Origin of the sequence: Ulvibacter antarcticus, assembly GCF_003688405.1 — a bacterium.
Classification (GTDB): Bacteria; Bacteroidota; Bacteroidia; order Flavobacteriales; family Flavobacteriaceae; genus Ulvibacter; species Ulvibacter antarcticus.
Genome location: NZ_REFC01000013.1, coordinates 126,518 through 148,240, shown reverse-complemented (window position 1 = coordinate 148,240; position 21,723 = coordinate 126,518). Strand labels below are relative to the sequence as shown.

The 21,723-nt window shown below is 37.1% G+C and carries 24 protein-coding genes; 15 read left to right on the top strand and 9 right to left on the bottom strand.

Translation table 11 applies throughout. The annotated features are described in order from the left end of the window. Nucleotides 1-2: 2 nt before the first annotated feature. Nucleotides 3-632, top strand: a complete 630-nt coding sequence (locus tag BXY75_RS09540) for a class I SAM-dependent methyltransferase (protein WP_121907524.1) — start codon at nucleotides 3-5, stop codon at nucleotides 630-632. Nucleotides 633-783: 151 nt separating this feature from the next. Here BXY75_RS09540 and mazG read toward each other — a convergent pair whose 3' ends face one another. From mazG to ruvX, 4 genes are all read right to left on the bottom strand, one after another. Continuing rightward, on the bottom strand, nucleotides 784-1,557 hold the full coding sequence (gene mazG, locus BXY75_RS09535; protein ID WP_121907523.1) for a nucleoside triphosphate pyrophosphohydrolase: 774 nt from the start codon (nucleotides 1,555-1,557) through the stop codon (nucleotides 784-786). A 164-nt stretch (nucleotides 1,558-1,721) separates the two neighbouring features. Further along, a complete protein-coding gene (locus BXY75_RS09530) occupies nucleotides 1,722-2,267 on the bottom strand; it encodes a DUF5606 family protein (RefSeq protein WP_121907522.1) in 546 nt (181 codons plus the stop codon). 75 nt (nucleotides 2,268-2,342) lie between these two features. Continuing rightward, nucleotides 2,343-2,933 (bottom strand): peptide deformylase, encoded by a 591-nt coding sequence (def, locus tag BXY75_RS09525; protein WP_121907521.1) that lies wholly within the window; start codon nucleotides 2,931-2,933, stop codon nucleotides 2,343-2,345. Between the two features lie 152 nt (nucleotides 2,934-3,085). Continuing rightward, complete coding sequence (gene ruvX, locus BXY75_RS09520) at nucleotides 3,086-3,496, bottom strand: Holliday junction resolvase RuvX (protein ID WP_121907520.1); 411 nt, start codon at nucleotides 3,494-3,496, stop codon at nucleotides 3,086-3,088. A 119-nt stretch (nucleotides 3,497-3,615) separates the two neighbouring features. On the opposite strand from ruvX, the gene BXY75_RS09515 reads away from it, so the two are divergent. Further along, complete coding sequence (locus BXY75_RS09515) at nucleotides 3,616-4,431, top strand: 2,3,4,5-tetrahydropyridine-2,6-dicarboxylate N-succinyltransferase (protein ID WP_121907519.1); 816 nt, start codon at nucleotides 3,616-3,618, stop codon at nucleotides 4,429-4,431. Nucleotides 4,432-4,493: 62 nt separating this feature from the next. On the opposite strand, the gene BXY75_RS09510 is transcribed toward BXY75_RS09515, so the two are convergent. Continuing rightward, nucleotides 4,494-5,243 (bottom strand): lipopolysaccharide kinase InaA family protein, encoded by a 750-nt coding sequence (locus BXY75_RS09510; protein WP_121907518.1) that lies wholly within the window; start codon nucleotides 5,241-5,243, stop codon nucleotides 4,494-4,496. Between the two features lie 50 nt (nucleotides 5,244-5,293). Between BXY75_RS09510 and BXY75_RS09505 the strand changes: the two genes are divergently transcribed. Further along, on the top strand, nucleotides 5,294-6,367 hold the full coding sequence (locus tag BXY75_RS09505; RefSeq protein ID WP_121907517.1) for a glycosyltransferase family 9 protein: 1,074 nt from the start codon (nucleotides 5,294-5,296) through the stop codon (nucleotides 6,365-6,367). A 1-nt stretch (nucleotide 6,368) separates the two neighbouring features. Next, nucleotides 6,369-6,962, top strand: a complete 594-nt coding sequence (locus BXY75_RS09500) for a class I SAM-dependent methyltransferase (RefSeq protein WP_121907516.1) — start codon at nucleotides 6,369-6,371, stop codon at nucleotides 6,960-6,962. A gap of 47 nt (nucleotides 6,963-7,009) precedes the next feature. Here the strand turns inward: BXY75_RS09500 and BXY75_RS09495 are convergent, their stop codons facing one another. Further along, on the bottom strand, nucleotides 7,010-7,822 hold the full coding sequence (locus tag BXY75_RS09495) for a glycosyltransferase family 2 protein (protein WP_121907515.1): 813 nt from the start codon (nucleotides 7,820-7,822) through the stop codon (nucleotides 7,010-7,012). A gap of 269 nt (nucleotides 7,823-8,091) precedes the next feature. Between BXY75_RS09495 and BXY75_RS09490 the strand changes: the two genes are divergently transcribed. Further along, nucleotides 8,092-8,829 carry a glycosyltransferase family 2 protein gene (locus BXY75_RS09490; RefSeq protein WP_121907949.1) on the top strand — a complete coding sequence of 246 codons (738 nt, stop codon included), beginning with the start codon at nucleotides 8,092-8,094 and terminating at the stop codon, nucleotides 8,827-8,829. A 197-nt stretch (nucleotides 8,830-9,026) separates the two neighbouring features. Here BXY75_RS09490 and BXY75_RS09485 read toward each other — a convergent pair whose 3' ends face one another. Beyond that, on the bottom strand, nucleotides 9,027-9,776 hold the full coding sequence (locus tag BXY75_RS09485) for a polysaccharide deacetylase family protein (RefSeq protein ID WP_121907514.1): 750 nt from the start codon (nucleotides 9,774-9,776) through the stop codon (nucleotides 9,027-9,029). A 14-nt stretch (nucleotides 9,777-9,790) separates the two neighbouring features. Here BXY75_RS09485 and BXY75_RS09480 point away from each other — a divergent pair, with 14 nt between their 5' ends. Next, a complete protein-coding gene (locus BXY75_RS09480; RefSeq protein WP_121907513.1) occupies nucleotides 9,791-10,552 on the top strand; it encodes a glycosyltransferase family 2 protein in 762 nt (253 codons plus the stop codon). A gap of 3 nt (nucleotides 10,553-10,555) precedes the next feature. Beyond that, complete coding sequence (locus tag BXY75_RS09475) at nucleotides 10,556-11,626, top strand: glycosyltransferase family 4 protein (protein WP_121907512.1); 1,071 nt, start codon at nucleotides 10,556-10,558, stop codon at nucleotides 11,624-11,626. A gap of 327 nt (nucleotides 11,627-11,953) precedes the next feature. Here the strand turns inward: BXY75_RS09475 and BXY75_RS09470 are convergent, their stop codons facing one another. Both BXY75_RS09470 and BXY75_RS09465 read right to left on the bottom strand, forming a co-directional pair. Then, on the bottom strand, nucleotides 11,954-12,901 hold the full coding sequence (locus BXY75_RS09470; protein WP_121907511.1) for a hypothetical protein: 948 nt from the start codon (nucleotides 12,899-12,901) through the stop codon (nucleotides 11,954-11,956). Between the two features lie 7 nt (nucleotides 12,902-12,908). Continuing rightward, nucleotides 12,909-13,505, bottom strand: a complete 597-nt coding sequence (locus tag BXY75_RS09465; protein ID WP_121907510.1) for a class I SAM-dependent methyltransferase — start codon at nucleotides 13,503-13,505, stop codon at nucleotides 12,909-12,911. 60 nt (nucleotides 13,506-13,565) lie between these two features. Here BXY75_RS09465 and BXY75_RS09460 point away from each other — a divergent pair, with 60 nt between their 5' ends. From BXY75_RS09460 to BXY75_RS09425, 8 genes are all read left to right on the top strand, one after another. Beyond that, nucleotides 13,566-14,480, top strand: coding sequence for a glycosyltransferase family 2 protein (locus tag BXY75_RS09460; protein WP_121907509.1), 915 nt, complete (start codon nucleotides 13,566-13,568; stop codon nucleotides 14,478-14,480). Next, nucleotides 14,470-15,030: an L-threonylcarbamoyladenylate synthase gene (locus BXY75_RS09455; protein ID WP_121907508.1), complete on the top strand. Its 561-nt coding sequence runs from the start codon at nucleotides 14,470-14,472 to the stop codon at nucleotides 15,028-15,030. Before BXY75_RS09460 ends, BXY75_RS09455 begins: the two co-directional genes overlap by 11 nt. A gap of 152 nt (nucleotides 15,031-15,182) precedes the next feature. After that, entirely contained in the window at nucleotides 15,183-16,610 is a 1,428-nt protein-coding gene (locus tag BXY75_RS09450; protein WP_121907507.1) for a CCA tRNA nucleotidyltransferase, read from the top strand. Between the two features lie 98 nt (nucleotides 16,611-16,708). Then, nucleotides 16,709-17,722, top strand: a complete 1,014-nt coding sequence (locus BXY75_RS09445) for a COX15/CtaA family protein (protein ID WP_121907506.1) — start codon at nucleotides 16,709-16,711, stop codon at nucleotides 17,720-17,722. Nucleotides 17,723-17,906: 184 nt separating this feature from the next. Continuing rightward, the gene (locus BXY75_RS09440) at nucleotides 17,907-18,437 is read left to right on the top strand and encodes an IS1096 element passenger TnpR family protein (RefSeq protein WP_121907505.1); all 531 of its coding nucleotides are present in this window, start codon (nucleotides 17,907-17,909) and stop codon (nucleotides 18,435-18,437) included. A 142-nt stretch (nucleotides 18,438-18,579) separates the two neighbouring features. Next, a complete protein-coding gene (locus BXY75_RS09435) occupies nucleotides 18,580-19,638 on the top strand; it encodes a nucleoid-associated protein (protein WP_121907504.1) in 1,059 nt (352 codons plus the stop codon). Nucleotides 19,639-19,983: 345 nt separating this feature from the next. Next, a complete protein-coding gene (locus tag BXY75_RS09430; RefSeq protein ID WP_121907948.1) occupies nucleotides 19,984-20,880 on the top strand; it encodes an ABC transporter ATP-binding protein in 897 nt (298 codons plus the stop codon). 3 nt (nucleotides 20,881-20,883) lie between these two features. Beyond that, nucleotides 20,884-21,720, top strand: a complete 837-nt coding sequence (locus BXY75_RS09425) for an ABC transporter permease (protein WP_121907503.1) — start codon at nucleotides 20,884-20,886, stop codon at nucleotides 21,718-21,720. Nucleotides 21,721-21,723: the final 3 nt, after the last annotated feature.

The window sequence follows — 21,723 nt, the reverse complement described above, 5'->3', positions numbered from 1 at the left end:
GTATGAACTGCCCACTTTGTAACTCGGAAAGAACTAAAGAGTATGCAAATTGGGCAGAAATTCTTTACATACAATGCGAACACTGCCTTCTGGTGTTTAAGAATATTCAACATTTTCCCACTGAAAAAGCAGAAAAGGAAAGATACTTGCTCCATGAAAACGATGTGAATGATCTAAATTTTCAAAAGTTCGTTTCCCCTATTGTAAATCGCATTGCAGAAGCAGAGCCTAAAAATCATAAAGGTTTGGATTTTGGCGCAGGCACTGGCCCTGTAATTACCAAATTATTGCAAGACCAAGGCTATGAAATTTCATTGTACGATCCCTTTTTCTATCCGGACAAATCGGTACTGGATACTACTTTTGACTTTATTATTTGTTGTGAGGTAATGGAGCATTTTCATCATCCCGCGAAGGAATTTTCTTTACTTCGGAAACTATTGAAACCTCAAGGAAACTTGTATTGTAAAACCCAATTTCTTCCGAAGCGATCACAATTTGAAACATGGTGGTATAAAAATGATAACACTCACGTAGCCTTTTATTCTGAAGAAAATTTAATGTGGATTAAGAAGGAATTTGGTTTTTCTGAAGTAATAATACAAAAAGACTTGATCGTATTTGAGGGGTAATTAGTAGGCAGTATTTAGTATTCAGTATTCAGAAAAATAGAGGAAAATGATTAATAACCTCCTCGGTGTTTTGACTGATTGACTTCCCTATCATCTTGGAGAACTTTGATCATTGAGAGTAGAGCGTAGAGCGTAGAGCGTAGAAGAATACTCAAACTTTCTTCGCCTCTTCCCAATAGACATCCATTTCGGCGAGCGTCATATCCTTCATTGATTTACCTAATGAAGCAGCCTTAGTTTCCAAATACTGAAATCGTTTGATGAATTTCTTGTTAGTGCGTTCCAATGCGTTTTCGGGATCGATCTTCAAAAATCTGGCGTAATTGATCATTGAGAACAATACATCTCCAAATTCAGCCTCCATCTTTTGCTTATCATTGGCTGCTACTTCATGTTGCAACTCTTCCAGCTCTTCTTTAAGCTTTTCAAACACTTGTTGGGGTTCTTCCCAATCGAATCCCACTCCGGCAACTTTATCCTGTATGCGATTTGCCTTCACTAACGCCGGAAGCGATTTTGGCACACCCTCCAACACACTCGATTTGCCCTCTTTTAGCTTGAGATTTTCCCAATTCCTTTTTACTTCCTCCTCATCCGCAACAACCACGTCACCGTAAATGTGAGGATGTCTGGAAATTAATTTTTCACAGATATCATTGCAAACATCGGCGATATCGAAGTCATTGGTTTCACTTCCTATTTTTGCATAAAAAACAATATGTAATAACACATCTCCAAGTTCATTTTTTACCTCATTCAGGTCATTTTCTAAGATTGCATCGCCTAATTCATAGGTCTCCTCGATGGTTAGATGTCGAAGCGTTTCCATGGTTTGTTTCTTATCCCAAGGACATTGAGCTCGTAACTCGTCCATAATGGTTAATAACCGATCGAAAGATTTTAATTGGTCTGGTCTGGAATTCATGGGTTAGCAAATAACAGTATCTAACAAAACTAAAGCAAAACCTTCGATAGAATCAAAGGAGTTATAAAAAAACATCAACATTTCAAGTATTACTTTTTTATGTTCATCACATAAAAAAATGCCTCACGTTCCCGGGAGGCATTTATTAAGGATATATAAAATTTTTATTTTTTTCTCGCCGCTGTATTTTTAGCACCACCACCTTTTCTGGAAGATGTAGCTTTTGGCGTATTCGCCTTAGGAGCTACAGTATTCGCAGCGCCAGCGATCGGTGCCTTCTTTGTCTTTGACGATCCTTCTTCAGCTTCATCAGCATCCTCTTCTACTGTAAAATCGGTCATGCCGTTTTTAACTAAAAGATTATACCATTGAAGTACCTTTTTAATGTCACTTACATAGACACGGTCCTCATCATAATCTGGTAAAATTGAAAAGAAATACTCTTCCAGTTCATCTTTGGATGATTTATGCCCAATTGTTTCAGCACCATTTTCCTTTTCAAAAATCTTAACAAAGACCTCTCTCAAGGGTAACTCCTCAGTCAGTGTATAAATTGCTATTTCCGAAAGCAAACTAACGTTGTGCCTTCCGCTCACGTTTATTTTTTTACCGTCGAGCAAGGATTCAGCTAGAAAGCCTGATCTAGTTTGAGTAGTAAGTTTGTAAAGACCTGGTTTTCCTGAAATTGATAATACTTTATCTAAACTCATATAATGCTATTCAATTATTAATTTTACTTAAGACGGTGGCAAATATCTTTGGTTTGTGTGAGATAACCAAGCGTGTTAACGTTTCTTTTTTGCATTAGGAAAGCGCATGCGATAATCCACATTTACCTTTCCTTTAGATATGTTAGCCAACTTACCCTTTATTAAACGTTTTTTTAATGGCGAAAGTTTATCTGTGAACAGAATACCCTCAATATGGTCGTACTCATGTTGTATAATTCGAGCTGCGAGACCACTAAACTTTTCTTTATGCTTTTTGAAGTTTTCATCTTCATATTCAATAACGATATCCGGCCCTCTAAACACATCTTCCCGCACATCCGGAATACTTAGACAGCCTTCGTTGAAAGCCCATTCGTCACCTGTTTCTTCTACTATTTGAGCATTGATAAATACTTTCTTAAAGTTTTCAAGTTCCTTCTGTTCTATTTCTGAAAGCTCTTCATCATCAGCAAACGGAGATGCATCTACCAAAAACATCCGAATAGGAAGCCCAATTTGTGGAGCCGCTAGTCCAACTCCTTTTGCAGCGTACATAGTCTCGAACATATTCTCCAACAACGCATCGAATTTCGGATAATCCTTGGAAATCGCTTCGCCTTTCTTTCTTAATACTGGATCGCCATAAGCGACAATGGGTAATATCATGTTAAATTTTTAATGTTTAATAACCATTACAGTCTATCTCACTTTCTTCTTTCTTCTTCTTCTCGATACACTTTTTAATTCCCTATTGGTCATCAAAAACCACTCGAAGTGACAGTCTTTCTTCTTTATTCTTTATTCTTACTATTTACTACTTACTTATTATAAAGATATTCCTGTAATATGATTGTGGCACTAATTTCGTCAATTAATGCTTTATTTCGTCTCTGCTTTTTTTTCAAACCACTGTCAATCATGGTTTGAAAAGCCATCTTACTGGTATAACGCTCATCGACTCTTTTGATTTCCATTTCTGGATATTTTTTTCTGAATTGCTTCAGAAACTTCTGAATTTCTACTTCTACATCAGAGTGTGTACCATCCTTCTGCTTTGGCTCCCCCACTAAAATAAGAACTACTTTTTCGGAAGCAAAATAATTCTCTAAAAATATGAATAATTCCTTTGTAGCAACAGTGGTAAGTCCGGATGCAATCATCTGAAGTTCGTCAGTAATTGCGATACCCGTTCTTTTCGTTCCGTAGTCTATGGCTAAAATTCTTCCCATTTTCGACGCAAAAATAGGTCTTTACTAAATACTATGCTAAAAATGTAGGCGATATTGAAGCACAGGGTTTATATTTGTATTCGATTCAAAAAAAATACAGTAAATTTTCTTTTTACACTATGGATAACTTACAAAAATTAATTGAAAAAGCCTGGGACGACCGCTCCCTGTTAACCAATCCTGAAACCATTGCTGCAATAAGAGAGGTGGTTCGTCTTTGTGACGAAGGAAGCCTTCGATGTGCTGAACCAGTTCAAGACGGATGGCAAGTGAATGAGTGGGTAAAAAAAGGCATTGTTTTGTATTTTCCAATCCAAAAAATGGAAACAATGGAAGCTGGAATTTTCGAGTATCATGACAAGATTCCGTTGAAACGAGGATACGAAGCAAAGGGAATTCGTGTTGTTCCTCATGCCGTGGCGAGACATGGTGCTTATATCTCCAAGGGGGTTATTTTAATGCCCAGCTATGTGAATATTGGCGCTTATGTAGATGAAGGAACCATGGTGGATACATGGGCCACCGTAGGTAGTTGTGCTCAAATAGGAAAAAATGTACACTTAAGTGGTGGTGTTGGAATTGGTGGTGTTCTGGAACCTTTGCAAGCAGCTCCTGTAATTATTGAAGACAATTGCTTTATTGGATCCCGCTGTATCGTAGTTGAAGGCGTGCGAGTCGAAAAAGAAGCCGTTCTTGGGGCCAATGTCGTGCTTACAGCTTCTACTAAAATTATCGATGTTACCGGTGATACTCCCGTAGAACGCAAAGGACTTGTGCCGGCGAGATCGGTTGTAATACCTGGAAGCTATGTCAAAAAATTTCCTGCAGGTGAGTTCAATGTGCCTTGTGCCTTGATTATTGGAACTCGAAAAGAGAGCACTAATAAAAAGACTTCATTGAATGATGCTTTGCGTGAGTATAATGTAGCGGTTTAGTGGTAGATTTTGAGGTGCTGGAAGCTGGAAGCTGTTAGTTGAAAAAATCGAAACTTTGAAACTTATTTCCTTTTCTTCCGTAACTTTTTAGAATTTACTTTTTTCTGAAAGGCACGGCTATGTTTCGATAATAGTCCGTGGACTTCTTCATAAGTCGATCCACTTAATTTTGCGTACTCTGAAGCTATAATCTTTATCATTGCTTTCGACAACCACAACCGCCTTAAATTATGCATGCGGCGATCGAGACTCATGGGTTCGAATTTCATACGATTTAAGTCAATAAGGTAAAATTCGTAAGTTCCGTCACCATTATCCTGAACAAGGGTGTTCCCGGGAGAGTGATCTAAAAAATTGACATTATTTTGATGTAATTTATAACTGAATTGCGTAAACTGCCGTAAAATTTCTTCTCTGTTCGGATACTTCGGATTGTGGATAAGTACTCTGAAATCGAAGTCGTAATCAACGTGTTCACTTATATAAAAGCTCTGTTTCAGTACTTCGGAAAAGCTTTCAGAATAACCCACCGGAAAAGGGGTTTTTATGTGATTCTCAATTAATCTATTGGCATACTCATACGAACGTTTTGCCTTAGTCTTCCGAAGAAAACGATATACAAAGCCTTGAAATATATTGGGTGTTTTAAACTTCTTTAAATTGAAGACCGTTCCATTAACAATGACTTTTTTAATAACATTGCGCTCTCCCATAGTCACATATTCCCCTTTTTCCGAAAAATGTGCTAACACCTCTTCCAACTGTGGTTTTGAGGATTCGAATTTAGGATGTACAACGAAAGTTGAGTGCATTTTTTATTTTATTAACTTCAAAAAATAAGTACTTTGCGAAGGTAATCTTTATGACCAAAATACTAGTAATACAGAACAAAAGAATTGGTGACGTGCTTATAAGTTCGGTCATTGCAAATAATATTAAAAAAATCTTCCCCGATTCTCACGTCACTTATTTTGTGTACGATTACACTACTGGAGTTATCGAAAACAACCCAAATATAGATCGCATTATTACCGCCAATGACAAGGAACTAAAAAAGTTTCCGAAGCTATTAAAAACGATTGCAGCGGTAAAAAAAGAAGAGTATGATATAATTTTCGACTCCTATGCCAAGTTTCAGAGCAGATTGCTATGTCTGTTTTCGGGAGCGAAATACCGCATCGGATTCAAACGTGCTCATAAGGAACTAAAATTTCCATTTTACACCCATCCGGTTAATTTCTTGGATGATAAATCACAGTTTTGTGGCAAGGCAATCGAAGATAGATTGAATATCATCAATTCGGTATTTCCATTGGAAAACCCGGACGATCGTCCCAAAATTCACTTAACAGAAGCCGAAAAGAATTATAACAGCATTGTACATCTTAAAAAACCAGTTATAATGTTTACCGTGCTGGGAAGCACACTACCGAAGTCGATGCCGTTTGATTATGTTGCCGAGTTAATTGACTATATCACTGATAATTATTCAGCGACAATTCTTTTTAATTATGCACCACATCAGAAAGAGGATGCGTTAAAGATTTATGAGTTTTGTAAAAATAAAGAGCAAATCAACCTTGATATTTATGAGGACTCAATTCGAGGTTTTATTAAATTAATGTACCAATGTGATCTGTTAATAGCGAATGAAGGTGGCACTGTACATATCACCAAGGCGCTCGGCAAGCCAACTTTTACTATTTATTCACCATATATTGAAAAAGGTGATTGGAATAGTTTCGAAGATGGGATTGAGCATGATTCTGTACATTTGTTGGAAGAAAAACCTCAGCTTTTTGAGGAGTTTACACGGGAATCGCGAAAGGTCATTGAAGAGAACCCTGAACAACTCTATCGGGAACTCACCCCTAAAATGATTCTTTCTAAGCTGAAACCATTTTTAGCAAACCATCTTAAAAACGCAAAAAAATAATATGAATATCCTGGATAAATTTCATAATTGGAGGCGCAGACGACGTTGGGATAAACAGTATAAAGAAGGCAAGTGGGATAATCTGAAAAGTGAAAAAGAAGCAAAACGCTATTTTCAAATTATAGATTATCTACGTAAACACGGTACGGCCAATCCTTCAATCCTTGACATCGGATGTGGTGATGGTGTTTTAAATGACCGAATGCAGGATCTTGAATTCAGCTACTTTTTAGGATTAGATTACTCCAAAGTATCTATAGAACAAGCAAAGAAAAAGCAGTTTCCAAAGGCAGAATTTATCTCAGAAGATGTCCACACATTTACGCCTAGTAGAAAATTTGATGTTATCGTTTTTAACGAAGCATTTTATTACATCCATGAAAGTGAAAAAACTATAGTTCTCGATCGAATGATGAATCACCTTAACGACAACGGACTTATTATCACCTCCATTTATCGTGAAGGTATTGGTTGTTGGGAATATTTTAAAGAGAATAAGAAGCTAAAAGAATTGGATTTCACAACTATTACAACTGATGAAGAGTTGCAGTATTGGAAAATTGGGGCGTATAAAAAAGTGGTCAGTAGTCAGTAGAAGTTATCAATTCTTTGCCGAATAAAGCAAAAAACAAATCAAATTTTCTACACTATTCCGTAATCTGTCCAAACCATCTTTTCGAGTTTCACTTTATCTCGAATCTCTCGGTTTTTGAAGAGCATTTCTTCCTTCACATAACCTCTCGGATGATCTAAATGTACCGTGATAGCGCTATATCTCACTTGAATCGCTTTTATTTGATTATTCATCATGCGCTCTCCTAACTCCCTGTCTTCTCCACCGTATTGCATGCGTTCATCAAAACCATTTACTGCGAGTATATCACTTTTCCAACCCGAAGAATTATGTCCGTTCCATGTGGCTGTTGTAGGCGTCACCGCATTTAGAATTCCTGCTTTTAATGGTCCGGAAGTAAGTTTACTATTTTTAAAAGAGGATTTTAACCCCTTCTTTTTAAGCCATTTTACATCAAAACAACGCTCGGTATAGATGTCTTCTTTTGTAATATCTTCTGAAATGTTCATTGGAAGCTTAAAATATCCTCCCGAAAGGAAACTGCCTTCCACTCTGTATTTTACATGCACTTCCACAAAATCTTTCCTCGGAACGCAATCTCCGTCAGTCATAATGATATAGGGTGCCTCACATTTTAAAATGGCTTGGTTCAATATTTTTGTCTTCTGAAAACCATCGTCTTCATGCCAAACATGCACAATAGGAAAGAAAACCTCCTTCTGAAGCCTCGCTAATAATTCGGCTGTCTCTGAAGTAGAACCATCATCGGCAATTACAACTTCAAACATTCGATAGGTCTGATTATTATAGCCATACAATACCTTTTCTAACCAAGTAGGAGAATTATATGTACTTATAATAATAGAAGTATCGATTTTCATTCGGGCAAAGATAAAGTTATTTTGTAAGTAGAAAGAGCTTCATAATAGATCTTAAGTAAAATATGTTTGAAAAATTGTCGTAAAAATTTCCTCCCCTTATTTAAAGGGGAGGTGCCGAAGGCGGAGGGGTCTGGAGGTACTAAAGGTAGACGGGTTTATTTTCAATTTATCGATTGCCGAATACTTTATCTTTAAAGAACAAGTATATGTCTTGTAACAGATAAACTCTGTAACTTTGAAGCTTTGAAACCATTTTCAGAATGAATCCTATGTCCACACTATCAGTTATCATTCCAACCTTTAACGAAGCAGATTATATCGAAGATGCGCTGCAATCGGTGGCATTTGCCGATGAGATAATTGTGGTAGATTCTTACAGTAGTGATGACACTAAAACCATTGCGCAATCTTTAGCTACAAAGGTGCTTGAGCGGAAATTCGATGACTTCTCTGCTCAAAAAAATTACGCCCTAGAACATGCCACTGGTGATTGGGTGTTGTTTATTGACGCAGATGAACGGGTTACACGATCTTTGGAGGCAGAAATTAAATCGGTGCTCATTAATCCAAAGCACAGTGGCTACAAAATCAACTTTCCACATTTTTTTATGAATCGTTTTTTGTACTTCCAAAGTAATGATGTGTTACGCCTTGTAAAGCGAGAAGGGGCAAATTTTACTGGTCTGGTACATGAAAAACTGCATTGTAACGGTAGTGTGGGTAAGCTCAGGCAGAAAATGATCCATTATACGTATAAAGGATTACACCACTACATTACAAAAAAAGAAAAATATGCCTGGTTTCAAGCTGAGCAGCGATTTGAAAAGAATAAGAAAACTACCTACTTCCAACTATTCTTTAAACCCACTTATCGCTTCTTCGATTCTTATATCAAAAAAGGAGGTTTTAGAAATGGTGTCCCTGGATTAACACTCGCCGCTATCGATTCGTATGGAGTCTTTTCGCGTTATGCCAAACTTATTCTGCTTAATCGTGGGATGAAGTAAGGAGCTGGGTGTTGGGAGCTGGGTGTTGGGTGCTGGAAGCTGGGAGCTGGGAGCTGGAAGTTGGAAGTTGGAAGTTCAAGATTGTCACTTCGAGTGATTTAAACACGACTATAAGGAGTTTTTAAATAATATCGAGAAGTGTTGGTTGAAAAAATGGACACTCTCAACCTTTGAAACTCTGAAACTTTGAATCTTTCTTAAAATATCTTCCCAAACTTTACTTTCCTTTTAAACTTCGATAAACTGAATTCTCCTTTTACATCAATTCGTTGTATTTCAAATGGATTTTTAAACGGAAAGTCATTTAATCTGTTTCCAATTCTGAATCCGAAGTGGAATTGCTGTTTTTTTAATTGCTGAAAGAATTTTTTCTTTTCTGAAGTTTCCCTCGGATACTTACCATAAGGATACGCCACTGCTGCCGAAAAGGGAAGTTTTTTTTCTGAAACCGTATTAAAACACAACTGCGTGTCTGCTTCGATTTCGACTTCAGTTAATTCGTTATACTTTTTGTGATAGTACGAATGAAACGCCAATTCTATAGTCTGCGGGTTTAAAGACAGTAGATCTTCCGAAGTCATTATTGATAAAGCCGAAGTATTCCACTGGTCTGTCTTTCCGAGGTAATTCAAGGGGACAAAGAAGGTAGCCTTCAAATTATATTTCTCGAGCAAAGGAACTGCCAACTCCATCTGACTCACATAGCCATCGTCGAAAGTAATCAGTATATTCTTCTTAGCCGGCAATTTTTGAAGCTCCATTAACTCTTTACAATGGTAGCTTTTATAGCCTTTTTCTACTAACCATGCGAATTGTTCTTCGAGTTTTTCAACCGAAATAGTAAGTGCCTCACTTGTAACAGTCGACACGTCATGGTACATTAAAACAGCTAGTTTGCTCACTGGAGTTTCAGGATTTATAGTTGTAAAATTATTACTTTTACGCAAACTACAAGCAACTATTGGAAAAGTCGGTTAAAATCTCTGCGATTGCCATCACCTTAAATGAAGAAAAAGCGATGGAAGGCTACCTAAAAAGCCTGTGGTTTGCCGATGAAATTATTATTGTCGACTCCTTTAGTAGTGACGCTACCGTAGCAATAGCTTCAGCTCACGAAAAAGTAACAGTTTATCAACGAAGCTTCGATAATTTTTCGGCACAAAAGAATTTTGCCCTTTCAAAAGCTGCGAACGACTGGGTTGTTTTTTTTGATCTTGATGAAGAAATTACTACGACTCTTTCCGAAGAGATCATAAAAACGCTTAAAAATCCGAAAGCCAATGCTTATTTCGTGAAGCGTGATTTTCACTTTATGAAAAAGAGAATTAAATACAGCGGCATGCAAAATGATTTTGTGATCCGGGTTTTTAACAAAAATCACTGTCGTTATAACAATAATCTGGTTCATGAAGCCCTAGAAGTTGTAGGCGAAACAGCTAAGTTGAAGCAGCATTTACCGCATCATACCTACAAATCTTTAGACGATTACACTCAAAAGCTTCATAAGTACAGCGCGTTGCAGGCGAAAATGCTTTATGAGAAGAAAAAGAAGCCTAATTGGTATCATTTTTTGTTTAGGCCTTGGTATCGTTTTTGGCATCAATACCTCATCCGATTGGGGATTCTTGATGGGAAAGAAGGCTTTATATTGGCTTATACGAGTGCATTTGCGACTTTTAAGCGCTATGTAAATTTGTGGATGTTATATCGTAAAATTGACTAGGATATGAAGAAAGTGTTTTTAGAATCTCACAATTTAAAGAACAAGTTTACAGGCTTCGGGCAGTTTAATTATCATCTTATTAAGGCGATAGCTAATAACCCTATTAAAGGCTTTAAAATTACGCTACATGCCAAAAATGTGAAAGAACTTAAAACGGAATTCGGATCTACCTTTAAGTACAAAAAATACCGTTCGATCACGCGACATAAGCCTTTCAGAATAAAAACCAAGTACAATTTATGGCATTGCCTGAATCAGAATATTAAAATTGAACCCTTTTACGACATTCCTTATTTACTGACTGTCCATGACATACATTTTGTGACCGAAGGCACGCCAATGCTACGACAAACTTTGAAAACGAAATTCAGTGAGAAGTTAAGGCGAGCGAATGCCATTGTATATATTTCAGAATTTGCCAAAAAAGACACTCATGAGCATTTCGATGTGCCGGATATTCCTGAGTATGTAATTTACAACGGAAACACAATTACAGACATCAACATTCCGAAAGACTATAAACCTGAAATTACAACTGACAGACCATATCTTTTTTCAATTGGCGACTTTAGCGAGCGTAAGAACTTTCTAAGTTTGGTAGAAATGATGCAATTTCTGCCGGACTACGATCTCATCCTTGCCGGCGATAATAACTCCCTATATGCTGATAAACTCACAGCCTTTGTAAAAAACAACGGTTTGAAAAATCGCGTGTTTCAAACCGGAAAAATAAAAGATCTGGAAAAACAGTTTTACTTGCAACACTGCACCGCCTTTGTATTTCCATCGCATCGTGAAGGTTTTGGCATCCCTCCTATTGAGGCCATGCGCTTTGGAAAACCGGTTTTTATTTCGAATAACACCTCATTACCCGAAATTGGTGGAGAACATAGTTTCTACTGGGATCATTATGAACCTCAATATATGGCCGACACTTTAAAACTAGGAATGGCACGTTTCCGTAATGCTCAGGATTTTTATGAAAAATGGTATGTAGATCGCGCTAAAAGTTTTAGTTGGGAGAAGACTGCGAAGGAGTATTTGGAGGTGTATAGGAAGCTGCTAGAGATATAACTGCTGCTGCAGTTCAAGTGACTTCTCGATACTATTTTAAAATTGCTATGCATTTTAAAATCACTCGAAGTGACATATTAATTACTAATTAACCCTCGGAGTATTAATCAAAAATCAATCTGTGTCAGTTTGAGTGATTCTATGAATTGCAACGAAATAGAATTTTATCGAGTACCTCGATACTATTTTAAAATCGCTACGCATTTTAAAATCACTCGAACTGACAATCGAGTCCTAAATTTAAATTCTTAGTATTTATCAATATCGTAAACACTGTCAGTTCGAGTGATTGCATGGAGTGCTAACGACATGGAATAGTATCGAGAACTAGATACTAAAAACCGGTTTCACCCAATTCTCAATCTTGTATTTGGATAAAATCTCCGGTGCAATTTCTACATAAGGAGAAGTAACAAAGCTCTCCGGAATTTCTATATCCTCCTCATCTACCACCAAAATATTTTGCGGATGATAAAAATCGTAATTCACAATATCTTTATTTGTAGTTATGAGTTTTTTACGATGTCCCAGAGCTTCAAAAATACGGAAAGAGAGTCCGATTTGTTCTGTTCGTTGAATTTCGACGATGATCTCACTTTTTTTAATCAATTCTGAAACTTCCGCAATTGATTGCTGGGTGGTTATAATCTCTACATGTTCTGAAGGCATCTCACTACCATTAAAAACGAGTATTTTGTAGCTCCATCCCTTCTGCTTCAAATATGCGGCTAGTTTTTCGAGCAATGGAAAGCGGTAATCATTGGTGGAAATATTGAAAAACTGATAAGAGGTATTAGATTCTCTACTTTCTTCAAAAACATAATTGGTGAGAAATTTTAGATTGTATTTGGCAACATCTTCCCTATCGTAACTATAAACTGTATCAAAAAACGGAATGATCTCAGCCTTTCGTGGAAACCTTCGAGTACTGTCGTAATAATAAGAAATAAACCGATCGGTATATTTTTTTAAATATTCTAATGTCGCATTATCTAAAAGGTCTGGACGAATAATAAAAATTGTATCCTGCTTACCAAGATTATATATTTCAGATCTAATTCGGCTAAATACAAATGTCTTTTTCAGGTTTTTTCCGAAGAGAAACTTTGAGAAAAAATTTTGTGCTTTATGAAGTCCATTCTTATATGAAAAAGAAGGCAGATCAAGGTAAATAATAGTAGCTTCAACATGCTCGAACTCATCCAAGGTCGTTTGAATATGCGATGTATAACCAAAAGCATAGGGAGCGATGATGCATATTTTTTTTGAAGCCATAGCGCTATTACACAATGATTCCTAAACCGTTGTGATAAGGATAATTGTACACATTCTTACCGGCGGCTTTGGCAATATCAATGACTGCTCTTCTCACTTCAGGAAAACTTTCAGTATCGTGAAAAATAGTGCATTTACTGTGTTGAGCAGCCCAAAGTCCACATTCGTATGTTTCTTTGTAATTATGGACTATATCTACATGTGAAAAATCATATTGGGTATTGTCTTTCTTTATCCAATCTTTGTAATCTGACTTATACAACTCAATGTTGGTATACTGCGACAAGGACGCTTTTGTCTTTTCGTAATGATCTCCTTTATGATCGGTATGCTCATCACCCATAAAAATATCAACGCCTGTTACTTTCTTAAAGTAATTAGAAAAAACGACCGAGGAATATCCAAATTCCACCCCAAACTCAATACAACTATCGCGGCCAATATTGAATCGCTTCAAAATATCTTCAATAATCAACTCCAAGCCTGCCCAAGCTGTTACTACCTCAAGCATCATTTCAGGTTTAACCTTGTTCGATGGAACATAGGTTTCTATTGGAAGATTTTTATGTAGTTTATATTTTTTGAATTTCGATCTTAAGCCCATAATTGTTATTGTATCTTTGGCAAAAGTAAGTAAAAAAGCCTTAGTGTAATTTTCGTATTTATGAAGGATGTCGCCGTTATCCTTATCAACTATAACACCTCAAAATTCACGTTGGAATGTGTTTCTACTGTGGTGGAAATGACTTCGGAAGACATTTCGTACGAGATCATCGTGGTTGATAATAACTCGGAGCTTTCAGACTATAAAAATCTTAAAGAAAACTTTCCGGAAGCAGGAAACATAAGTCTTTATCGCAGTGACCTCAACACCGGGTTTGGTGGTGGAAACATGTTTGGTGCTCAGTTTGCAAATGCCAAATACTGCCTTTTCCTCAACAACGACGCAATGTTGCAAAACGATTGTCTTTCCATTTTGTACAGCTTTATGGAGGATAAACCGGGTGTTGGAGTGAGTACCGCGCAGAATTACAACGAACACAACGAATTGGTCCCATCTTTCGACCATAATAAAGGTCTAAGACGATTACTCTTCGGAAGGAGTTTTCTCGAAAATCGTGATTCTAAAAAATATCCAAAACGAAAACATGAATATGCTAATCCGTTGGAGGTAAATTGGGTGAATGGAGCTTTTCTTTTTTTTAAGAGTGAAGCTTTCGAAAAAATAGGCGGATTCGACACAAATATCTTTCTGTATTGGGAGGAAATGGATCTATGCCATCGCCTAAGGGAGCATGGTTATAGCAGTGTGTTAGTTCCTGAAGCTAAAATCTTACACTATCAGGGCGTGAGTATTGGTTCTTCAAAGCCTATCGATAAAGAAGCTTATATTTCTTATTTATATGTGCTTCGGAAAAACCATAGTTATTTCAAATATCTGCTTATACGAGTTTATCTGGTCTTAGTAATCCTTCTGAAACCAAAGAAATGGTATTTGCTTTCGGTACTTCTGAAACCAAACCCTTCCGAAGCATCTCTAAAACATAAACAACAAATTAGAACTCTACATGCGAACTGAAATTGAAAACGCACTAACCGTATTAAAAAGAGGCGGAATTATTCTATATCCAACCGACACCGTTTGGGGAATAGGCTGTGATGCCACGCATCCGGGAGCGATTGAAAAAGTGTATGCCTTAAAAAAACGCATCAACGATAAATCTCTAATCTGTTTGGTTAGCGACTTGAATATGTTAGAAGAGCATGTAGAAAAGGTGCCAAAAGCCGCCTACGATGTACTAAAATTCTCGGATTATCCTACAACCATCGTATACGACGATCCCATTCGTATTTCAGAAACCTTGATTGCTGCCGATAATTCCCTTGCCATTAGAATTGTGGAAGACCAGTTTTGCCAAAAATTAATACGAAAACTTCATAGACCTATTGTATCGACTTCAGCAAATATCAGCGGCGAAAAAACACCTCAAAACTTTGAAGAAATTAGTCAAGAGATTTTGGATGGCGTGGACTATGTCGTAAATTTGCAGCGCGATAAAAAAGCCTCAAAACCTTCAACTATCATCAAAATCAAAAATGATGGAACAGTGAAGGTGATACGGGAATAAAAACCAATATATGTCGCGTATTTCAGTTTGAAAAAAGAATATTAAATGCAAAACCGAAAAATGTAAAATATTAAAGTAGACTACAAGAATGTCTTATACATTTTACATTTATTATTTAGCGTTTTAAATTTAAAAAAATAGCATACAAAATAATGCCAAAGCACAACTTAAAAAACGCCTTACAGCATCCCGTCTTTAATACCATTTCTAAAGCCACTTCCAATTTACAATTAGAAAGCTACGTTATTGGTGGTTTTGTTCGTGATTATATTTTAAAAAGAGGTGATGCAAAGGACATAGATATAGTTGCCGTTGGCAGTGGTATAGCTTTGGCAGAGGAAGTTTCAAATTTATTACCCGCCAAACCAAAAGTATCCGTTTTTAAAAATTATGGCACAGCTATGCTAAAAACGGCAGGAGTTGAGCTCGAATTTGTTGGCGCCCGCAAAGAATCCTATACCGAAGACAGTAGGAATCCAGCCGTTGAAAATGGAACCCTGGAAGACGACCAAAATCGACGTGATTTTACAATTAATGCGCTTGCTATTAGTGTTAATGACGCCACTTTTGGCGACCTACTCGATCCCTTCGATGGTTTAAAGGATATTGAAAACAAGATCATTCGTACTCCATTAGATCCTGATATCACTTATAGCGATGACCCCTTGCGCATGATGAGGGCTATTAGATTTGCCTCTCAACTTGATTTTACGATAGAAAAGGAATCTTTGGAAGCTATCACCAAAAATGCGGATCGTATCAAAATCATTTCGAAAGAACGAATAGTTGATGAACTGCATAAGATTCTAGCTTCAGAAATACCTTCAAAAGGATTTGGACTCCTCCATAAAACAGGGTTACTGCCGTTTATCTTACCCGAATTGATCGCCTTGCAAGGAATAGATGAGAAAGATGGTCAGCGACACAAAGACAATTTTTGGCATACTTTGGAAGTGGTAGACAACATTTCCCAAATGACCAACGACCTTTGGCTTCGTTGGGCCGCTTTATTACACGATATTGGGAAAGCTCCAACTAAGCGATTTGATAAAAAAATTGGATGGACATTTCACGGACATGAATTCGTAGGCTCCAAAATGGTGTACAAGCTATTTAAACGTCTCAAAATGCCACTTAATGAAAAGATGAAGTTCGTACAGAAAATGGTATTGATGAGCTCCCGTCCTATTGTTTTAGCTTCGGAAGTAACCGACAGCGCGGTTCGAAGGTTGGTTTTCGATGCAGGAGAAAATGTAGAGGACCTTATGACGCTGTGTGAAGCGGATATCACGACTAAGAATCCGAAGAAGTTTAAAAAATACCATAATAACTTTCAACTAGTACGCGACAAGATTGTAGAAGTAGAAGAGCGGGATCATGTTCGTAATTTTCAGCCTCCGGTAAGTGGTGAAGAAATCATGAAAACATTTGATTTAAAGCCTTCTCGTGAAATCGGACTTATAAAAGATGCGATTAAAGAAGCTATTCTTGAAGGAGAAATTCCTAACGAATATGAGGCGGCGAAGGTATTTATGTTGAAGAAAGGTAAATCTTTGGGATTGAAGGAAGGATCAAAGTAAGAGAGTTACAAAGCATCAAGATGTCCCCTCGAGCGCAGTCGAGAGGTCAATAGTACTAAAATGAGGAGGTCTCGACTGCGCTCGACCAGACATTGAACATGCGACAGAACAAAAAAGTAATTTACTGGCTTTTAACAGGATGCGCCCTTATCTTTATTATGGTGGTCGTTGGAGGCATCACTAGATTAACGCATTCGGGATTATCGATTTCTAATTACAAACTTTTATCCGGTACGATTCCACCCATGAATGATGTGGAATGGAATGAGGCATTCGATCTTTACAAACAGTACCCTGAATATCAGAAACTCAATAATCATTTCAACTTAGCAGATTTTAAAGACATATATTTTTGGGAATGGATACACCGTGTGATTGGGCGTTTTATCGGCTTGGTATTTTTTATTCCTTTCCTTTATTTTCTTCTGAAAAAGCAGCTTTCAAAAGAAACAGTTAAGAAATGTCTGCTACTATTATTTCTTGGTGGATTTCAGGGTTTTCTAGGATGGTATATGGTAAAAAGCGGCCTGGTTGATAACCCGGATGTAAGCCATTATCGCCTGGCAATGCATTTAACCACAGCCTTTATCACCTTTGCTTATACTCTATGGGTAGCGTTGGATCTCTGGTTTCCGAAGAAAAAAGAAATCAATATTGGCTTTCGAAATCTAATAAGAATAGGACTGGCCCTTTTAATCCTTCAGATTATTTGGGGAGCTTTTGTCGCTGGCTTAGATGCCGGATGGATTCATAATCATTGGCCTTTAATGAACGATGGAAAATTAATTCATGAAACCGTAACAATAGAACAAAGCCCCGTCTGGAAAAACTTTGTAGAAGGCAAGAGCGGGGTTCAATTCGTTCATCGCTATATGGCTTACGTTGTAGTAGCAATCATAGGACTTATTTGGTACAAGGCGAGAAAATTAACGCTTACCATTCCGCAGAAAAACGGGATAAATGTACTTTTGGTTTTGGTGTTAGTTCAATTTATTTTGGGCGTTTTTACCCTTGTTTTACAGGTCCCGGTAGTCTTGGGAGTATTACACCAAGTCGTGGCCTTCTTTTTATTAGCAGCAATGACTTTCACATTGCATAGATTTAGTAAGTAAAACCTTATTAGAATTTAAAATTCATGCAAATACTTTAAATCCAGATCCGTTTGAAATGACGACATTGAAAATTGATAGTTGAAAATTGAACATTGAGTATATGCCATTTTTTAACTATTCCCTTTAGAAATTGTAGTTTCTTATAAACCAAAAACAATATCTTTGTACCCTTAAATTTTATTAGATGATTTACCGTTTTAGAGTAATTCTGGATGCCCAGGAAGACGTTATTCGCGACATAGAAATTGAACAAACAGCTACCCTTGAGGAGTTTCACAATGTCATTATACAGGCCTTTGGATTTGAAGGTCAGGAAATGGCTTCTTTTTACACCAGTAATGAGATGTGGGAGCAGGATGAGGAGATCGCACTTTTTGATATGAGTGAAAAGCCCGGTTCTCAACGAATTATGGACAGCACCCGCATTGAAGATGTAGTTTCAAAAGACGAAACCAGACTCATTTATATATACGATTTTCTTACCATGTGGACCTTTTTAGTAGAACTCGCGGAGATCGCAGACTATGAAACTGGCATGACCTATCCTAATTTGATGTTTGCACATGGATTGATTCCACATGATACACCTCATAAAGAATTTGTTGCTGACAAAGATGAGTTCGACGATGACGATGACGACGATCCTTTCAATGATGATTTCGGACTAGATGCTGAAGATTACGATAATCTCGATTTCGATGAAAACTGGAATTAACTATCGGCGGTAAAATAGTACTACTGTCACTTCGAGTGATTTTAAAAGACTAACAGGAGTTTAAAATAGTATCGAGAAGAGGCTGTAAGCAAAAATCTAATAATCCAAAATACTAATAATCCAACAATCTTATACCCCTCAAATGATCAACTTATATTCTGCTCACATTGCATCCTTATCCATTCATCGCGTTGGAAATAAAAGCAAAAATGAACCTGTATTACTTTCCGAAGAAACCTATAAAACAGACGATGAGATAACTCCTTTGTTGAAGGAATTCTTTCTGAAACCTTTTAGAGATAAGGAAGAAAATTACTTTCAATTTGCAAACGAGGTGGATGTAGAGTTTAATGAGATTTACAAGATTTCTTCCGAAATATTTGCAAATCCGGAGAGCATTCACGAACAAAGTAAAAAGATCACTAAATATCTTTACGACCAATCCATGCACCCTCATATAAAAAGTGGTGAGGTATATGTTGCCTATTTTGAAGGCCTTCAATTGGACAACGAAAAAGTAAATGGAATAGGGATCTTCAAATCGGAATTAAAACAGGATTTCCTCAAGTTTTCTGAAAAGGAGAATCAGTTAGAAGCCTATTTACAACAAGGTGTTAACCTAAATAAACTAGATAAAGGCTGTTTGATCTTTGATGTTAAAAAAGAAGAAGGATATAAAATATTATCTGTAGATAGCAATAGATACGACACTCGTTACTGGATAGAGAGCTTTTTGGGTGTTGATCCATGTGAAGACGACAATTTTAAAACAAAAAAATATCTTAAGTTTTGTCAGGATTTCGCCAAGGATGTTGTTCTTCCTGCTGAAGACAAAAAACAAGAGGTATTATTTATGAACAGGGCAGTAAACCACTTTGCCAAGAATGATAATTTCGAGGAAACTGCTTTTGTAAATGATGTCATCGACAATCCGGACCTCATCCCTGAATTTAGGAATTACAAGAGTGAAAAGGCTCCAAAATATAGCATTGAAGACCTTACCACCTTCCCAATTGCAAATACCGCGGTAACCGCAGCCAGAAAAAAAATAAAGAACGTTATTAATCTGGATACTCACATTCAAATCAAATTAGACTTTATCAATCCTGAAAGTGCCGAACGCTTCGTAGAAAAAGGTTGGGATGAAGAAAAACAGATGTATTACTATTTGGTGTATTTCAATAAGGAGGAGAAATCTTAGTATTCAGTAATTACTAAAATAAGTTTGCTTTTTGTCACTTCGAGTGATTTTAAAAGGACTGAAAGGAGTTTTGAAATAATATCGAGAAGAGACGGTGAGCAGTGAGCAGTGAGCAGTGAGCAGTGAGCAGTGAGCAGTGAGCAGTGAGCAGTGAGCAGTGAGCAGTGAGCAGTGAGCAGTGAGCAAAAATAAAATTTTAAGATTAGCTTTTCAACTTTGAAACTTTGCTACTTTGAGACTCTACCACTTTGAAGCTACATTTATTTTCACTCCATTTCATTACGATTTGTAACAAAATCCTAAGTGATTCGTCATACTTACAACTCAACTCCAAAAAACCAATTTGTGAACACTATCCTCACGATTAACAATCTTACAAAGAAATTCGGATCCATTACCGCTGTAAATAATCTTTCCTTTTCAATTGAAAAAGGCAATGTTTATGGGATATTAGGTCCTAACGGAAGCGGTAAATCTACCACTCTGGGAATTGTGCTTAATGTGGTCAATAGAACTTCCGGTGATTTTCACTGGTTTGATGGCTCAGGTACTACTCACGAAGCATTGAAAAAAGTAGGTGCTATTATCGAACGACCGAACTTCTACCCATATATGACCGCCGCCAAGAATTTGGAATTGGTTTGTAAAATAAAAGGTGTTGCGTCAGATAAAGTTCATGAGAAACTAGATGTTGTTGGTTTATTAGATAGAAAAGATAGCAAATTCAGTACTTTTTCTTTAGGTATGAAGCAGCGTTTGGCAATCGCTTCGGCTTTGTTAAACGATCCGGAAATTCTTATTCTCGATGAACCTACTAACGGACTTGACCCGCAAGGAATTCATCAGATACGTGAGATCATTAAAAAAATTGCTTCAGAAGGAACTACAATCTTGCTCGCTTCTCACCTCTTGGATGAAGTTGAAAAAGTATGTACTCATGTGGTTATTCTTCGGAAAGGAGAGAGTTTATATACGGGAAGTGTTGATGGAATGAATGCCAGTCATGGTTTTCTAACATTGAGAAGCCAGGATATGAGTGCGCTTAAGGGGGCTCTTGAAGGCAACAAAGCTTTTGGCACTATAAAAACCGAAGGAGATTCGCTAATCGTTTATTTGAACGAGCCAATGGATGCTTCCGAAGTGAATAAAATGCTAACCGACAAAGGAATCTTTCTCTCGCATCTTGTAAAACGGAAAGAAAGCCTTGAAGAACAATTCCTTGAACTTACCAAAAATAAATAAAAAATGCTGCGACTTCTCAACATAGAACTACAAAAAATACGGCATAACAAAGCGGCAAAGGTCATTTCGATCGTTTATTTTGTACTAATTACTTTTATCGCATTAATTGCCTCCATTGAGTTTAGCTTCGGAAGTGTAAACTTTAGAGTGGCCGATCAGGGAATCTTTAATTTCCCTTTTATATGGCATTTCAACAGTTTTATGGCTGCAATCCTGAAAATATTTCTCGCTATTGTGATTGTATCCATGATGTCTAATGAGTACAGTTATCGCACCTTAAAACAAAACTTAATTGACGGACTTAGTAAGCAGGAATTTGTTATCTCAAAATTTCTTACCGTCGTATTATTTGCAGTAATATCGACCGTTTTCCTTTTTATTGTCTCAATGATCCTCGGATTAAGTTTTTCAGATTATACCGAAATAGGAATCATTTTTAGCGATATGGAGTATCTGTTGGCTTATTTTATCAAATTAGTCGCCTTCTTCTCCTTTTGCTTGTTCTTAGGGGTGTTAGTAAAAAGATCGGCATTTGCACTTGGCTTTTTAATCATCTGGTTCATTTTCGAAAAGATAGTTTACGGTCTGCTAAAATGGGAGCTTTTCAAAGGCACTAATATTGCCGACAACCTTACGCAGTTTTTCCCTTTGGAAGCCATGTCGAACCTCATCAAAGAACCTTTCTCACGCTTGGGGGCCGTACAATCTGCCGCGAATCAGTTGGGGGAAGGATTCACTAAAAGCTATGATGTCGAATGGCACACCATTCTTATCACTCTAGTTTGGACCGCCCTGTTTGTTTACTGGTCGTATGTTATCTTAAAACGTCGAGATTTATAAGCC

What these genes read in the sequence shown, in the direction of transcription:
- BXY75_RS09515 (WP_121907519.1), top strand. Translation starts at nt 3,616, where the DNA reads ATGGATAACTTACAAAAATTAATTGAAAAAGCCTGGGACGACCGCTCC.
- BXY75_RS09425 (WP_121907503.1), top strand. Translation starts at nt 20,884, where the DNA reads ATGCTGCGACTTCTCAACATAGAACTACAAAAAATACGGCATAACAAA.
- ruvX (WP_121907520.1), bottom strand. Translation starts at nt 3,496, where the DNA reads ATGGGAAGAATTTTAGCCATAGACTACGGAACGAAAAGAACGGGTATC.
- BXY75_RS09455 (WP_121907508.1), top strand. Translation starts at nt 14,470, where the DNA reads ATGCGAACTGAAATTGAAAACGCACTAACCGTATTAAAAAGAGGCGGA.
- BXY75_RS09475 (WP_121907512.1), top strand. Translation starts at nt 10,556, where the DNA reads ATGAAGAAAGTGTTTTTAGAATCTCACAATTTAAAGAACAAGTTTACA.
- BXY75_RS09500 (WP_121907516.1), top strand. Translation starts at nt 6,369, where the DNA reads ATGAATATCCTGGATAAATTTCATAATTGGAGGCGCAGACGACGTTGG.
- BXY75_RS09440 (WP_121907505.1), top strand. Translation starts at nt 17,907, where the DNA reads ATGATTTACCGTTTTAGAGTAATTCTGGATGCCCAGGAAGACGTTATT.
- BXY75_RS09505 (WP_121907517.1), top strand. Translation starts at nt 5,294, where the DNA reads ATGACCAAAATACTAGTAATACAGAACAAAAGAATTGGTGACGTGCTT.
- BXY75_RS09465 (WP_121907510.1), bottom strand. Translation starts at nt 13,505, where the DNA reads ATGGGCTTAAGATCGAAATTCAAAAAATATAAACTACATAAAAATCTT.
- BXY75_RS09450 (WP_121907507.1), top strand. Translation starts at nt 15,183, where the DNA reads ATGCCAAAGCACAACTTAAAAAACGCCTTACAGCATCCCGTCTTTAAT.
- BXY75_RS09495 (WP_121907515.1), bottom strand. Translation starts at nt 7,822, where the DNA reads ATGAAAATCGATACTTCTATTATTATAAGTACATATAATTCTCCTACT.
- def (WP_121907521.1), bottom strand. Translation starts at nt 2,933, where the DNA reads ATGATATTACCCATTGTCGCTTATGGCGATCCAGTATTAAGAAAGAAA.
- BXY75_RS09530 (WP_121907522.1), bottom strand. Translation starts at nt 2,267, where the DNA reads ATGAGTTTAGATAAAGTATTATCAATTTCAGGAAAACCAGGTCTTTAC.
- BXY75_RS09470 (WP_121907511.1), bottom strand. Translation starts at nt 12,901, where the DNA reads ATGGCTTCAAAAAAAATATGCATCATCGCTCCCTATGCTTTTGGTTAT.
- mazG (WP_121907523.1), bottom strand. Translation starts at nt 1,557, where the DNA reads ATGAATTCCAGACCAGACCAATTAAAATCTTTCGATCGGTTATTAACC.
- BXY75_RS09540 (WP_121907524.1), top strand. Translation starts at nt 3, where the DNA reads ATGAACTGCCCACTTTGTAACTCGGAAAGAACTAAAGAGTATGCAAAT.
- BXY75_RS09490 (WP_121907949.1), top strand. Translation starts at nt 8,092, where the DNA reads ATGTCCACACTATCAGTTATCATTCCAACCTTTAACGAAGCAGATTAT.
- BXY75_RS09460 (WP_121907509.1), top strand. Translation starts at nt 13,566, where the DNA reads ATGAAGGATGTCGCCGTTATCCTTATCAACTATAACACCTCAAAATTC.
- BXY75_RS09510 (WP_121907518.1), bottom strand. Translation starts at nt 5,243, where the DNA reads ATGCACTCAACTTTCGTTGTACATCCTAAATTCGAATCCTCAAAACCA.
- BXY75_RS09435 (WP_121907504.1), top strand. Translation starts at nt 18,580, where the DNA reads ATGATCAACTTATATTCTGCTCACATTGCATCCTTATCCATTCATCGC.
- BXY75_RS09445 (WP_121907506.1), top strand. Translation starts at nt 16,709, where the DNA reads ATGCGACAGAACAAAAAAGTAATTTACTGGCTTTTAACAGGATGCGCC.